Here is a 14,545-nt window from a genome sequence, read left to right as displayed (position 1 = left end):
AGCTAGGAGCGGCGGGGCCCGGCAAGGAGCGGCGGGGCCCGAATCCGCACGCGCGAATATTTACCTGCGTTTGCCGCGGCCGCTCCCGGGCTCCCGGCCGGCACGCGTTCGGATCGGGGCGCGCGAGCGTACCGAAGACAGTGGCGGGACGACTCCGCTCTGGATAGGCTTGCCCCATGGCGCCGCCCGCAGGAAACCCGATGCTGCCGTCCGTGGACTGGCAGACCGCAGCCTCCTGCTCCCGCGCCTTCAGCCGCGGCGGGCCGCGCATCAGCCCCGAAGGCGCCCTCGACGTCGTCGCCGACCTGCACCGCCACGCCCGCAGCGCGATCGACCTCGTCGCCGACTACACCGGACTCACCCCCGTCGCCGACACCCCGATCGCCGTGGTCGACCGCATCCGCTGGAGCCGCGTCAACATCGCCGGATTCCGCCGGCTCCTCAATGAACTCGGCGCGACCGCCGACGACCCCGACGCCCCGGTGACCGCGGCCGCGAAACTCACCGGCGTCCAGACCGGAGCGGTCCTCGCGTTCCTCTCCTCGCGGGTCCTCGGCCAGTTCGAGACCTTCTCCACCGACACCGGCCGGCTCCTGTTCGTCGCCCCCAACATCGTCGAAGTCGAACGGCGCCTGCGCCTTCCGGCGCGCGAGTTCCGCCTCTGGATCGCCATCCACGAAGCCGCGCACCTCACCCAGTTCACCGCCGTCCCGTGGATGCGCCCGCACTTCCACGACCTCATCCACACCTTCTTCGACGCCGCCGAACCCGAGCAGTCCTCCACCGCCGGACTCGCCCGCGCCGTCCGCCGCGCCCTCGCCTCCGCCCGCACCGAGGACGACGAGACCGCGCCCGAATCGCCCGGCTCCGACGTCATGGCCGCGGTCACCAGCCCCGAGCAGCGCGCCGCGATCTCCCAGATCCAGGCGCTCATGACTCTCCTCGAAGGCCACGCCGAAGCCGTCATGGACGGCGTCGGGCGCACCGCAGTCAACCACGTCGCCCTACTGCGGCGCCGCTTCGACCGCCGCCGCGCCAACCCCAGCGCCCTCCAGCGGTTCATGCGTCAGCTCCTCGGACTCGACGCCAAGATGCGCCAGTACGCCGCCGGGCGCCGCTTCGTCGACGAGATCGTCGACGCCCACGGGCTCAGCGGGTTCAACCGCGTCTGGGAGCAGCCGGCGAACCTGCCGACCGAGACCGAGATCGACTTCCCGCAGCAATGGGCCGCCCGGGTCCTCGGACCCCGCCGGCTCTCGCTGCAAGGACCCGGCTCCGCAAGTGGCTAAGCTGCCGGCCCCGGTGGCGCGGCTGCGCGCCGCCGTCCGGGCCGGCCTCGCCGACCTGGCGCCCGGGAGCCTCGTGCTCGCGGCCTGCTCAGGCGGACCGGACTCGCTCGCGCTGGCCGACACGCTCGCGTTCTGCGCCCCTCGGATGGGACTGCGCGCCGGACTCGTGAGCGTCGACCACGGACTCCAAGACGGTTCGGCCGCGCGCGCAGCCGAGGTCGCGGCGTGGGCGAACACCGTGGGACTCGAACCGGCCGAGGCCGTGAGCGTGCAGGTCGAAAGCGACGGCGGTCCGGAAGGGGCGGCCCGCACGGCCCGGTACGCGGCGCTCGACGCGGCGGCGGAGCGGCACGGCGCTGAAGCGGTCCTGTTGGGCCACACCAGGGACGACCAGGCCGAGACGGTGCTGCTCGCGCTCGTGCGCGGGGCGGGGCCGCGGGGCATCGCGGGGATGCGGGCGGTGCGCGGGCGCTACCGGCGGCCGCTGCTGGAGATCGCGCGGGCGGACACGCACGCGGCCTGCGAGGAGCGCGGGCTCAAACCGTGGATCGATCCGCACAACGCGGACCCGCGGTATCTGCGCTCAGCGCTGCGACCGACGCTCGAAGCGCTGGTCGAAGTGCTCGGGGATGGGCTGGTGGCGAACCTGGCGCGCACGGCGGCGCTGGTCGGGGCCGACACGGATCATCTCGACGCCTTGGCGGCGGTGGCGTTGGAGGAGTGCAGGGCGCAGCGCGGACTGGACGCGGCGCGGGTCGGGGCGCTGGCCGAGCCGGTGCGGCGGCGGGTGCTGCGGGCCTGGGCGCTGGAGGCGGGTGCGAACGGCGCGGAGCTCAATCACCGGCATCTCGAGGCGCTGGACGCGCTGGTGGCCGATTGGCGCGGGCAGGGTCCGACGTTCCTGCCCGGCGGCGTGGAGGTCCGCCGGAAGAACGGCGAGCTAGAGGCGCACTGAGCCGTAGCGGCTCGCAAGTGTGGGGACGCGCTGAGCCGTTTCGGTTCGCGAGTATCGGGGCGGGCGGTGTGCTGTTTCGGTTCGCCAGCGCGGAGGTCCGCTGGAGGAACGGCGGGCTGGAGGCGGGCTGAGACGTATCGGCTTGCGAGGATTAAGGACGGCCGGTGGGCTATTTCCGGTCCGCCCGCATGGAGGTCCGCCGCAGGAAGGGCGGACTGGAGGTGGACCGAGCCGTTTCGGCTCGCAAGAGCCGGGTTCGCTGGTGTGGGACCAACCGGGGCCGTTTCGTCGCGTAGGCATGGGGGCCGCCGGTGGTTTCGGGGCACGACGAATAGCGGCTCGCCACTGGGTTGAGGTTCCCCGGTTTCCAAGGTGCCTCGCGGGTACGACAGTTTCGGGTCGGGTCACTTCGAGTTCCGCTTATAGCGAAATAGAAGGACGGCCCGCGCGTTCGCGCGGGCCGTGCGGGACGGAACGGATGAGCAGGCTCGGCTTCCGCGGTGCGGATCGCGGCCGGTCCGACAGCGGACGGGCCGCGCAGCCGGTCCGGAAGCGAGCCGGTCGCGCCATCCGGCACGGCCGGTCCGGAAGCGGGCCGGTCGCGCGCCTGACCTACTTCTGGTAGACCTCGGGTTTGAGGACGCCGACGAACGGCAGCTCCCGGTAGCGCTCGGCGTAGTCGAGGCCGTAGCCGACGACGAACTCGTTCGGGATGTCGAAGCCCACGTACCTCACGGGGATGTCGACCCGCTGCACCCCGGGCTTGCGCAGCATCGACACCACCGACACCGAGGCCGGGTGCAGCCCCTCCAGGTACTTCAGCAGCCACGACAGCGTCAGACCCGAGTCGATGATGTCCTCGACCACGAGGATGTGCTTCCCCGCGACATCGGAGTCGATGTCCTTGAGGATGCGCACCGTCCCCGAGGAGGTCGTGCTGCTCCCGTACGAGGACAGCGCCATGAACTCCATCTTCACCGGCACCGACAGCGCCCGCGCGAAGTCGGCCATGAACATGACCGCCCCCTTGAACACACCCACCAGGAGCAGCTCGTCGCCGGTCTCCAATGCGCTCTCGGCGAAGTCGGCCGAGACGAGGGCGCCCAGTTCGGCGACCTTCGCTCGGATCTCGTCTTCGGTGATGATGGTCCGCTCGATCTCCTCGGCGTACCACGAATCAGGATCGAACACCGCGTCCCGTGCTGCTGCTGACGGTACTGATGCTGGGCTGGCTAGCTCCGACGTCATGTGACAAGGGTGCCACCCGATCGCTCGCGCCGCAGGCTTGGGTGGGCGAACTCAACTCGCCCGTGGTACTAATTACGGACTATCAGCGGGGCGGGTAATGGGCGGTATCCGGCGCGAAGCGCCGTCATCGGGGCGCCGACGCTGCGGGACGTCCAAGCGCCGCACCGTGTACGTTCGATGTGTCAAAGCCCTGCACCCTGGAAACCTGCCGGGCTCGACGGAGTTCGCGAGCCGCGGCTTCGCCCCAGACACTCGAAAACGCGACGAAGCAGCAGGAGGAAACGAGTGGCCGACGCCGGGAGACCCACACCTGAGCGGAAGCGGTTCTTCCGCAGGCCGCTCGTCTGGATCGTGCTCATCGCCCTCATCGCGGTCCTGATCGGCAGCTTCTGGTCCGGCGGCTCCGACTACGAGCAGGCCACCACGTCCGAAGTCCTCGCCCACATCAACAAGAGCGACGTCGAAGAGGCCAAGCTCCTCGACAAGGAGCAGCTGGTCCAGCTCGACCTCCGCGACGGCGGCCAGGTCGAGGCCTACGTCCCCTCCGGGTTGATGGAGTCGCTGGCGACCGAGCTCGAAGAGGCCGGCGTCGACTTCGACACCGAGGTCAACGAGACCTCCGTGTTCGTGTCGTTCCTTCTGAGCCTCCTGCCGATCGTGCTCATCGTCCTGCTCCTGCTGTTCTTCATGTCGCAGATGCAGGGCGGCGGCTCGCGCGTCCTCAACTTCGGCAAGTCCAAGGCCAAGATGGTGTCCAAGGACACCCCGAAGACCACGTTCGACGACGTGGCCGGCTCCGACGAGGCCGTCGAGGAGCTCAAGGAGATCAAGGACTTCCTCGAGGACCCGAAGAAGTACCAGGAGCTGGGCGCCAAGATCCCCAAGGGCGTGCTCCTGTTCGGCCCTCCCGGCACCGGCAAGACCCTCCTCGCGCGCGCCGTCGCCGGCGAGGCCGGGGTGCCGTTCTACTCGATCTCCGGCTCCGACTTCGTGGAGATGTTCGTCGGCGTCGGCGCCAGCCGCGTCCGCGACCTGTTCACCCAGGCGAAGGAGAACGCCCCCGCGATCGTGTTCGTCGACGAGATCGACGCCGTCGGGCGCCACCGCGGCGCCGGCATGGGCGGCGGGCACGACGAGCGCGAGCAGACCCTCAACCAGCTCCTGGTCGAGATGGACGGCTTCGACACCCGCGGCGGGGTCATCCTCATCGCCGCCACCAACCGCCCCGACATCCTCGACCCGGCCCTGCTGCGCCCCGGCCGCTTCGACCGCCAGATCCCCGTCGACGCCCCCGACAAGGAAGGGCGCCAGGCGATCCTGTCGGTCCACGCCAAGGGCAAGCCGTTCGTCCCCGACGTCGAGTTCGGCACCATCGCCCGCCGCACCCCCGGCTTCTCCGGCGCGGACCTGGAGAACGTCATCAACGAGGCGGCGCTGCTGACCGCGCGCCGCAACGAGAAGGCCATCTCCAACTACGCCCTCGAAGAGGCGATCGACCGCGTCATCGCCGGCCCCGAGCGCAAGGGCCGCGTCATGGGCGACGAGGAGAAGAAGATGACCGCCTACCACGAGGCCGGCCACGCCCTCGTGGCGCACGCGCTGCCGCACGCCGCGCCCGTGCACAAGCTCACGATCCTCCCGCGCGGCCGCAGCCTCGGCCACACCCTGGTCCTGCCGGTCGAGGACAAGTACACGCAGACGCGCTCGGAGATGATCGACACCCTCGCCTACGCCTTGGGCGGGCGGGCCGCCGAGGAGCTGGTCTACCACGACCCGACCACCGGCGCCTCCAACGACATCGAGAAGGCCACGAAGGTCGCCCGCGCGATGGTCACCGAGTACGGCATGTCCGCCAAGCTCGGCGCGATCAAGTACGGCACCGGCGGCTCCGAGCCGTTCCTCGGCAAGGACTACGGCCACCAGAGGGACTACTCCGACGACGTCGCCTCGAACATCGACTCCGAGATCAGGGCGCTCATCGAGCTCGCCCACGACGAGGCGTACGCGATCGTCACCGAGTACCGGGACGTGCTCGACCAGATGGTCGTCGAGCTGCTGGAGAAGGAGACGCTGAACACCGAGGACCTGGCGCGGATCGCCACCCGGGTCGTCAAGCGCCCGCCGATGGCGCCGTTCAACGGGACCGCCTCCCGCAAGCTCGGGAACCCGCCGGTGTCGACCTCGAACGGCTCCAAGCCCGACGGGACCATCGAGATCGGCCCCTCGACCGAGGACGCCGACATCCCCACGTAACGCGCGGAGAATTTTCTCGGGCCCGTCTACCCAGGTAGGCGGGCCCGTTCGTTTCCGGCTCGTGACGAAGCCCACCGGCGCCGCCGGGGGAAAGCCGTAAGCTTGTGCGATGCCTGAACTCGACAATCTGGCCGCCCGCCTGGTCGACGGCCGCATCAACGGCAGCCCCGTCGAGGACGCGGTGGACCTGGGCCGCATCGAGGCCGCCGTCCGCGAGATCCTCACGGCGGTCGGCGAGGACCCCGACCGCCCCGGGCTCAAGGAGACCCCCCGCCGCGTCGCCCGCGCCTACGCCGAGCTGTTCGCCGGGCTCCGCGTCGACCCCGCCGAAGTCCTCAAGACCTCGTTCGACGAGAACCACAACGAGCTGGTGCTGGTGCGCGACATCGACGTCCAGTCGTTCTGCGAGCACCATCTGCTGCCGTTCACCGGCGTCGCCCACGTCGGCTACATCCCCGGGGAGAGCGGGCAGATCGCCGGGCTCTCCAAGCTCGCGCGGCTCGTGGAGGTCTACTCGCGGCGCCCGCAGGTGCAGGAGCGGCTGACGAGCCAGATCGCCGACCAGCTGTACCGGTCGCTGTCGGCCAAGGGCGTCATCGTCGTGGTCGAGTGCGAGCACACGTGCATGTCGATGCGCGGCATCAGGAAGCAGGGCTCGAAGACGGTGACCTCGGCGGTGCGCGGCATCCTCCAGTCGGACGCGCGCACCCGCGCCGAGGCGATGTCGCTGCTGCGCGGCACCACCGGCTGAGCTGCGGTCGCGGCCGCCTGCGGTCGCGCAGGGGACCGCGTCGTCGTTTCCCGCGCAGCGAAAAGGCCGGATGCTCGGCATCCGGCCTTCGCTCTCAGGATGAGTAGAGTCCAGGGGTGTCCAGGTCTCACGCACCCGTCGTTAGATGACCTGACCGGTCTGGGACTGGAACGAGTCCCCGCCCGGGGTCGACTCCGTGTAGGTGGTGTCGAGGAAGCCGTCGCCGTCGGTGTCGGCGAGGACGGTGTCCGCGATGCCGTCGGCGTTGGAGTCGACGACGATCTCGTCCACGAGGCCGTCGCCGTCGTAGTCGGTGGCCACGACGTCGGCGTAGCCGTCGCCGTTGGTGTCGGTGGCGACCTGGTCGACGTAGCCGTCGCCGTCGGTGTCGTAGGAGACCTGGTCGACGATGCCGTCGCCGTCGGTGTCCGACTCGTAGGTGTCGATCAGGCCGTCGCCGTTGGTGTCGTAGACCGCGGTCTCGAAGGTGCCGTCGCCGTCGGTGTCGATCAGGACCTCGTCGGAGATGCCGTCGCCGTCGTAGTCGGTGGCCATCGCGTCGGCGGTGCCGTCGCCGTCCACGTCGATCAGGGTGACCCCGCCGGCGGAGATGGTGTCGTCGGCGTAGCCGTCGCCGTCCAGGTCGAAGGTCTCTTCAACCGTGCTGAGGTTGGTGGAGTCGTCGTAGTACGTCTCCTCCTCGGCGGTGTACTCCTCGGTCGCGACGTCCGCTTCGACACCGGCTTCTTCGTACTCGCTCATGGCTCTCATCCTTTGGCTCGTGAGAAGTGTTCCGTGCTTGTGATGAGAACTCTACGACCGTCGGATGGGCCGTGAATCCCCAGAGTGTGCCAACCCCCTATGCTTTCTCCAGTCCCCCTTGCCTCTGGTTGTCCCATTAGTGAGGAGTTCGCGTTGGGAGTCGACGACAGCGCCTTCGACGTTCCCGAGCCTCCCCCGGCGCTGGTGCCGGTGCCCGCCGCGCGGGCCATCGACCTCCACTCGTCGCGGGTGGTCCTGGGCGCGCCCGGCTGCGGGTGGCAGTTCGACCTGCGGGCGGACGACCCGATCACCAGGGACGGGATGCTGCTGGTGCCCTTGATAACCGAGGCGGACTACTACCGGGCGGTCGACGGCGACGGCGACGCGTACGCGAGCCTGGTCCCGGCCGAGGACGTGTACGTGCAGCGGCCCGAACCGGGCACGGGCGCGCCGCGGCCCGGTTACCTGATCGAGCGGCTCTCGGACCCGGACGCGCCGCCGCTGCGGCGCCCCTACCCGGCCTCGGACGTGCCGAGCCTGATCGGGCGGCGGGTCTGGTACTGGACCGACGGGGCCTTCAGGGACGATTTCCGCTGCGTGTCGGAGCCGTTCGAGATCGACGGGGACTTCTGCGTGCGGGTCGCCGAGGAGCGGGCGTGGTACCGCTGGCAGCGCACCGGGATGTACCCGAAGGCCCGCGACGCCTACATCCAGCACCTGTGGACCCAGTGAACGGCCGCGGCGGGTGAATGGCGGCCGCCTCGCGGCTCGTCCGCCGTCGTTTTCAGGGGAGGTTCCGGGCTTCAGCCTTCAAAACGGACATCACTGGGCCCCCGGCACAAGGGTGACGCGGGGGTACGACATTCGCCCCGGTCAGGACTGCCACAGGCGCGTCATCATGGCCTCGACCGCGATCCTCGGCCGCACGTTCGCCTCGATGGCCTTGCGGCACTCCAGGATCGCGTCGATGCGGCGCAGCAGGGACTCGGCGCTGAGCTTCGCGGCGGCGGCCCTGGTCGTCTCGGCCATGTCCGGGTGCACCGGGTCCACCCGGGCGCCGAAGCCCGCCGCCAGAGCGTCGCGGTAGAACGCGGCGAGGTCCACCAGGGCGCGGTCGAGCGAGTCGCGCTGCGCCCGCGTGTCGCGCGTCTTCTGGCGCTTCTCCAGCTCCTTGAGCATCGAAGCGGAGCCGCGCGCGGCCTTCGAGGCGCCTTTACCGGTGCCGCCCTTGCCGAGCGCGGTCTCCAGCGCCTCGCGTTCGGCGGTCGACCGGTCGGTGTAGGTGCCGGCCGCCTCGGCCTCGGCGGCCTCGATGAGCTCGACCGCGGCGGTGAAGCACGCGCCGAGTCCGGTGAGGCGGCGCGGGATCTGGAGCACGTCGTGGCGCTTGGACCGCGCGTCGGCGTCGGTCGCCAGGCGCCGCGCCCGGCCGACGTGGCCTTGGGCGGCGGCGGCGTAAAGCTCGGCCTCGCGCCGGTCGAGGCCGTCGCGGGCCACGAGGAGGTCGGCGATGGCGCCTGCGGGCGGCTGGCGCAGGCCCATGACGCGGCAGCGGGAGCGGATGGTCACCGAGATCTCGGCGGGGTTCGTCGAGGGCGCGCACAGCAGGAACACGGTCCGCTCGGGCGGTTCCTCGACGGCTTTGAGCAGGGCGTTCGCGGCGGCCTCGGTGAGGCGGTCGGCGTCTTCGACGATGAGGATCTGCCAGCGCCCGGCGGTGGGGGCGCGGCTGGCTTCGAGGATGAGGCCGCGGACCTGGTCGACGCCGAGGGAGAGGCCTTCGGGGATGACGCGGGTGACGTCGGCGTGGGTGCCGCCGAGGACGGTGCGGCAGGTGTGGCAGTCGCCGCAGCCGCGGTCGGGGCATTGGAGTGCGGCGGCGAAGGCGACGGCGGCGGTGGAGCGGCCGGAGCCGGGCGGGCCGGTGAACAGCCAGGCGTGGGTCATGCCGACACCGCGGGCGGCGTCGGCGAGGACGCGTCGGGCCTCGTCCTGGCCGACGAGTTCGGCGAAGACGTCGGAGGTGTTCACGGCCTGGCGGCCTCCTCGGCGACGGTGTTCCAGGCGGTGTCCTCGGACGCGTGGTCGGGGCCGCTGCCGTTGCTTCCGCGTCCGGGCCCGCGGTCGCTGCCGTTGGCGCCGTCGAGGCCGGGCCAGCCGGTCTCGGTGCGGGTGGTCTGGGTGCGGATGTCGAGGCGTTCGGCGACGGCTTCGCGGACGGCGGCGGCGGTGTCGTCGGCGGCGGTGCCGGCGGGGATGACGAGGTAGCGGCGGGGGTCGGCGGCGGCGAGTTGGAGGAAGGTCTCGCGGACCTTCTCGTGGTAGTCGAGTTCTTCCTGTTCGAGCCGGTCGCCGTCGCCGCCGGCCTTGGCGCGGTGGAGGCCCGCGGCGGGGTCGACGTCGAGCAGGACGGTGAGGTCGGGTTTGAGGCCGCCGGTGGCCCAGGAGGAGACCCAGGCGATCTCGTCCTTGCCCAGGCCGCGGCCGGAGCCCTGGTAGGCGATGGAGGAGTCGATGTAGCGGTCGGAGACGACGACGGCGCCGCGTTCGAGGGCGGGTCGGATGACCTTGTCGACGTGCTGGGCGCGGTCGGCGGCGAACAGGAGGGCTTCGGCGCGGGGGGCGGGGGCGGAGTCGCCGCCGGAGTCCAGGAGCAGGGTGCGGATGCGCATGCCGATGTCGGTGGCGCCCGGTTCCCTGGTGAGGACGGCCTCGTAGCCGCGCAGTTTGAGCCAGGCGGCGAGTTTGACCGACTGGGTGGACTTGCCGGAGCCTTCGCCGCCTTCGAAGACGACGAAGTAGCCGGTGCTGGTGATGGGGACGGCGGCGGTGAGGGGGCGTCCGCGCAGGGAGGACCAGAGGTCGGCGAGGACGGGCACGCCGGGTTTGTCGTCCATGGACCTGAAGGCGGTGACGCCGAGCCAGACGACGAGTGCGGCGGCGACGAAGAGCAGGACGCGGCTCATGGAGAAGTCGACGGTGGTGAAGCCGAGGTTGAGCCGCCGGGCGGCGTGCCAGCCGGCGAGGGGTGCGGCGATGGTCATGGCGACCATGAGGATGACGCGGGCGGAGACGGCGATGAAGGCGAACATGCGGCCGCGGATCTCGTCTTCGGTCTCGCGTTGGAGGAGGGTGATGCCGGCGAGGAAGGCCATGCCGGCGCCGAGGCCGATGATGACCGAGCCGATGAGGGAGACCCACAGCCAGGGGGCGACGGCGTCGACGGCGAGGCCGGCGCCGGCGAGGACGATGCTCATGCCGAACCAGCGCAGGCGTGAGAGTTCGCCGATGAGTTTGGGTCCGAAGGCGATGCCGGCGCCGAGGCCGAGGAAGAGGAAGACGGCGAGGAGGTAGAACGCGGCTTCGCCGGCGTCGAGGGTGGTGGCGTAGACGGTGCCGACGCCGATGAGGATGCCGGCGCCGCTGAAGGCGCCGAGCATGCCGAGGATGAGGCCGCGGACGCGTTCGGAGCCGCGCATGTAGGTCCAGCCTTCGACGAAGTCGTGCCAGACGCTGGTGGTCTTGGCCGCGATCTTGCCGTAGCGCCCGGAGATCTGGGGGATGAAGAAGTAGACGGTGACGGCGAGGATGGCGAACATGGCCGCGGTGAGGTAGAGGGCGATGACCATCGGTTCGGCCCAGGGGCCGAGGTTGGCCCAGACGCCGGAGCCGCGTTCGAGGACGGCGAGGACGGCGAACGCGAGGGGCGGGGCGAGGCCGTAGGTGGTGGCGAGGCTGAGCTGGTTGGCGGCCTCGTACTTCTCGGGCGGCAGGAGGTTGGGGACGGCCGCCTCCTTGGCCGGGGACCAGATGAGGACGGCCCCTTCGATGCACAGCTGGGCGATGGCGAGCCAGGCGACGGTGATGGCGGTGTTGTCGGTGATGAGGTAGACGGTGGGCACCGAGGCGATGAGCGCGAACCGGGCGGTGTCGCAGGCGGCCATGGTCTTGCGCCGGTCGAAGCGGTCGGCGAAGACGCCGGCGACGGGGCCGAGGACGAGGGAGGGCAGCAGGCGCAGCACGATGGTCGCCGAGAACGCCGCGCCTTTGGCGGCGGGGTCGTCGAACAGCGATTGCGCGAATCCCGCGGTGGCGAACAGCGCGAGCCAGTCGCCGAAGGAGGCGAGACCGAGGACGGTCCACAGCCTTCTGAACGGGCGGATCCGCAGCACCGTCTGGATGTCGGCAAGGGTGTTCGCCATGCTGCTCCTCGAGAAGTCAAAGACCGCGCCGGGTCGACTACGAGACTAGTCGGCCCGGCGCGGCCCCGGTTCCGGCGCGGTCGGTTAGTGGTCCAGGGGATGGTCGGGCACCCCCGGCGGGTCGGTGGCCGGGTCCGTTTGTTCGCTCGCCGCGCGCGTTGTTCGGTTCGCCGGCGTGGCCGGGGCCGCGGTGGGGCCTTCGAATGCCGGTGTCGTAGATGCCGGTGTCGTATTCGAAGGCCCGACGGCGGAGCGAGCGGGCGTTCGGGCCGGACTGCGGCCTCAGGGGCGCTCGACCACGCCCTAGGTGAGGCGTCGGGCGAGGTAGTCGCCGACGACGCTGTTGGCCTCGGCGATCGAGGCGGCGCAGCCGTCGGGGTCGCGGCGGAAGGCCAGGCGGACCAGGGCCTGCCCGGTCTCGACGGCGACGGTCACGGTCTTGTTCAGCTCGGGGTCGCCGCCGATGCCGAAGCGGTGGGCGAGACCTGCGAGGATCTGGTCGGCGATGACGTCGCCGCCGGTGGTGACGGCGTCGGCCCGGCCCGGGTCGATGGCGTCGGCCAGGTGGAGGACACGGAATCCGGGCGCGGTGCGGTACATGTGCACGTACTCGCCGATCGCGGCCTCGACGCCGGCCCGCCAGTCGGCGGGGGGTTCGGCGTCGAAGCGGGCGGCCAGGCGTTCGAAGTACAGGTCGATGTAGCGCTGGCTGAGCGCCTCGGCGAGCGAGCGCTTGTCGCCGAAGAACTGGTAGACCGAGCCGATGGCGACGTCGGCCCGCTGGGCGATGGCCGTGGTCGAGAGCCGGTCGTAGCCGACCTCCTCGATCAGGTCGGCGGCCGCGTCGAGCATCCGGCGCACGCGCGCGGCCGAGCGCTCCTGGACGGGCAGGCGCCGCAGCGAGTGCGTGGCGCCGATCTTGGACACCGGTGACATCGTGGGCTGCCTGGCGGCGGGCACGGTGGCAGTGCTCATGGTGTTGTCTCCCCCCTCGTGATGACAAGTCTCCCCATCATGGACGACTTGCCCGGATTCGAGGCTCATTCCCGCCCGTGTCGCGAGGGAATTTCTGGCTTCACCCGGACGCGTGGTCCGTCGCCTCGGGGCCGGGCCGGGAAACTCCATGTCGCCTATCGGCTTGACGGAATGCGGAGTTGGTCACTCTGGAGGCGACGGCGGTTGTGCGTTAACCGCAGGACACGGAAAGATTGCGAGGGTTTTGCGCGTTGCTCCAGGTGACCTCCGGCAGCGCGGGAGAGAGGACGTACACGTGAACGCACGGCGCACACCGGCCTTCCGGGCCCGATGCCGCAAGCAGGCCGTCCACCGCGTCGCGATGGTCTCGGTCCACACCTCCCCGCTCGCCCAGCCCGGCACGGGCGACGCCGGGGGCATGAACGTGTACGTGCTCAACACCGCCCGCGAACTCGCCCGCTCCGGCGTCGAGGTCGAGATCTTCACCCGCGCGACCAGCTCCGAGGAGCCCCCGACGACCGAGGCCGCGCCCGGCGTCCTCGTCCACCACCTGCCCGCCGGGCCCTTCGAGGGCCTCTCCAAGAACGACCTGCCGACGCAGCTGTGCGCCTTCACCGGCGGCCTCCTGCGCGCCGAGGCGCACAACCCGGCCGGCCACTACGACCTCATCCACGCCCACTACTGGCTCTCGGGCCAGGCCGCGTGGGTCGCCTCCGAACGCTGGGGGGTGCCGCTGGTGCAGACCTTCCACACCCTCGCGAAGGTCAAGAACGACCGGCTCGCCGACGGCGACTCGCCCGAGCCGATCGGCAGGGTCGTCGGCGAGGAGCAGATCACCACCGAGGCCGACCTCCTCATCGCCAACACCGCCGCCGAGGCGGGCGAGCTCCAGCGGTACTACAACGCCGACACCCGGCGCGTCGAGGTCATCCACCCCGGCGTCGACCTCGGGGTATTCCGGCCCGGCGACCGCCGCCTGGCCCGCGAGGCCCTGGGGCTGCCCGCCGACGCCCTCGTGGTCGCCTTCGTCGGGCGCATCCAGCCGGCCAAGGCCCCCGACGTGCTGCTGCGGGGCCTGGCGCGGCTGCGCGAGACCGACCCGGCGCTGGCCGAGCGGATCGTCCCGGTGCTCGTGGGCGGCCCCTCGAACACCGACCTTTACTGGCTGCCGAAGCTCGCCGGGGACCTGGGCCTGGGCGACCGGGTCCAGTGGCGCACCCCGCGCTCGGGCGAGGCGCTCGCGCAGGTCTACCGCGCGGCCGACGCGGTGGCCGTGCCCAGCTACAACGAGTCGTTCGGCCTGGTCGCCCTCGAAGCGCAGGCCGCGGGCACCCCGGTCATCGCCGCGAAGGTCGGCGGACTGCCCACGGCCGTGGCCGACGGCGTCTCGGGGCTCCTGGTCGACTCCCACTCGGCCGAGGACTGGGCCGCGGCGCTCGGTCGCGTCATGGGCGACGCGGCCCTGCGCGAACGCCTCGCCGCCGGGGCCCGCGCCCACGCGGCCCTGTTCTCGTGGCAGGCGACCGCCGAGGGACTCGGCAACGCCTACCGGCGCGCCCTCCTCATGCGCTCGCGAGCGATTACGCTCAACAGGTGATCGAAGCACTCATCGCGGCGCTCGAGGAGATCGGCGTCGACCACCGGGTCGACGGGCCCAGGTCGGTCGTCGTGTCCCTGCCCGGGCAGCGCAAGCTCAACATCGCCTGCGGCCTCGTCGTCGAGGACCACGCGCTCCGCGTCGAGGCCTTCGTGGCCCGCCGGCCCGAGGAGCACCACGAAGCGGTGTGGGCGGACCTCCTGCGCCGCAACGGGAAGCTCTACGCCGTGGCCTTCGCGACCGACGAGTCCGAGGACATCCACCTCGTCGGGCGCCTGCCGCTCGGCGCGATCACCGCCGAGGAGCTCGACCGCGTCCTGGGACAGGTCCTCGAAGCGGCCGACGATACCTTCAACGTGATCCTCGAACTCGGCTTCAAATCCTCCATTGAGGACGAATGGCGCTGGCGCCTCGCCCGCGGCGAGTCGACGAAGAACCTCGAAGCGTTCGAACACCTCAGGCCCCGTGACGAATAGCCATTAAGACTATTGTGGACCGATAACTCGGCGTCCT

Annotated in this window: 12 protein-coding genes; 7 read left to right on the top strand and 5 right to left on the bottom strand. The window is 71.1% G+C overall.

The genetic code is table 11. The annotated features are described in order from the left end of the window. The first annotated feature begins 176 nt into the window (after positions 1–176). Positions 177–1,289, top strand: coding sequence for a zinc-dependent metalloprotease (locus tag IF12_RS0121670; protein ID WP_197034832.1), 1,113 nt, complete (start codon positions 177–179; stop codon positions 1,287–1,289). Further along, complete coding sequence (gene tilS / locus IF12_RS0121665) at positions 1,282–2,244, top strand: tRNA lysidine(34) synthetase TilS (protein WP_030162248.1); 963 nt, start codon at positions 1,282–1,284, stop codon at positions 2,242–2,244. The genes IF12_RS0121670 and tilS overlap by 8 nt, the downstream gene beginning before the upstream one ends. Before the next feature lie 612 nt (positions 2,245–2,856). On the opposite strand, the gene hpt is transcribed toward tilS, so the two are convergent. Beyond that, positions 2,857–3,435 carry a hypoxanthine phosphoribosyltransferase gene (hpt, locus tag IF12_RS0121660; RefSeq protein WP_030162246.1) on the bottom strand — a complete coding sequence of 193 codons (579 nt, stop codon included), beginning with the start codon at positions 3,433–3,435 and terminating at the stop codon, positions 2,857–2,859. A 342-nt stretch (positions 3,436–3,777) separates the two neighbouring features. Here hpt and ftsH point away from each other — a divergent pair, with 342 nt between their 5' ends. Both ftsH and folE read left to right on the top strand, forming a co-directional pair. Then, entirely contained in the window at positions 3,778–5,745 is a 1,968-nt protein-coding gene (gene ftsH / locus IF12_RS0121655; RefSeq protein ID WP_030162245.1) for an ATP-dependent zinc metalloprotease FtsH, read from the top strand. A 109-nt stretch (positions 5,746–5,854) separates the two neighbouring features. Next, complete coding sequence (folE, locus tag IF12_RS0121650) at positions 5,855–6,496, top strand: GTP cyclohydrolase I FolE (RefSeq protein ID WP_030162243.1); 642 nt, start codon at positions 5,855–5,857, stop codon at positions 6,494–6,496. A gap of 141 nt (positions 6,497–6,637) precedes the next feature. Here folE and IF12_RS25895 read toward each other — a convergent pair whose 3' ends face one another. Beyond that, a complete protein-coding gene (locus IF12_RS25895; protein ID WP_156036877.1) occupies positions 6,638–7,258 on the bottom strand; it encodes a hypothetical protein in 621 nt (206 codons plus the stop codon). 153 nt (positions 7,259–7,411) lie between these two features. Between IF12_RS25895 and IF12_RS0121640 the strand changes: the two genes are divergently transcribed. Next, a complete protein-coding gene (locus IF12_RS0121640; RefSeq protein WP_051704738.1) occupies positions 7,412–7,990 on the top strand; it encodes a hypothetical protein in 579 nt (192 codons plus the stop codon). 141 nt (positions 7,991–8,131) lie between these two features. Here IF12_RS0121640 and IF12_RS0121635 read toward each other — a convergent pair whose 3' ends face one another. From IF12_RS0121635 to IF12_RS0121625, 3 genes are all read right to left on the bottom strand, one after another. Continuing rightward, the gene (locus IF12_RS0121635) at positions 8,132–9,289 is read right to left on the bottom strand and encodes a DNA polymerase III subunit delta' (RefSeq protein ID WP_030162238.1); all 1,158 of its coding nucleotides are present in this window, start codon (positions 9,287–9,289) and stop codon (positions 8,132–8,134) included. Next, a complete protein-coding gene (tmk, locus tag IF12_RS0121630; protein ID WP_133884444.1) occupies positions 9,286–11,460 on the bottom strand; it encodes a dTMP kinase in 2,175 nt (724 codons plus the stop codon). Before tmk ends, IF12_RS0121635 begins: the two co-directional genes overlap by 4 nt. 303 nt (positions 11,461–11,763) lie before the next feature. Then, on the bottom strand, positions 11,764–12,435 hold the full coding sequence (locus tag IF12_RS0121625; RefSeq protein WP_166659630.1) for a TetR/AcrR family transcriptional regulator: 672 nt from the start codon (positions 12,433–12,435) through the stop codon (positions 11,764–11,766). A 361-nt stretch (positions 12,436–12,796) separates the two neighbouring features. Between IF12_RS0121625 and mshA the strand changes: the two genes are divergently transcribed. Both mshA and IF12_RS0121615 read left to right on the top strand, forming a co-directional pair. Then, positions 12,797–14,032, top strand: a complete 1,236-nt coding sequence (gene mshA / locus IF12_RS0121620; protein ID WP_051704743.1) for a D-inositol-3-phosphate glycosyltransferase — start codon at positions 12,797–12,799, stop codon at positions 14,030–14,032. Further along, positions 14,029–14,508 (top strand): YbjN domain-containing protein, encoded by a 480-nt coding sequence (locus IF12_RS0121615; RefSeq protein WP_030162232.1) that lies wholly within the window; start codon positions 14,029–14,031, stop codon positions 14,506–14,508. Before mshA ends, IF12_RS0121615 begins: the two co-directional genes overlap by 4 nt. Positions 14,509–14,545: the final 37 nt, after the last annotated feature.

Source organism: Glycomyces sp. NRRL B-16210 (assembly GCF_000719515.1).
GTDB lineage: Bacteria > Actinomycetota > Actinomycetes > Mycobacteriales > Micromonosporaceae > Glycomyces.
This window is presented reverse-complemented; position numbering and strand designations above follow the sequence as displayed.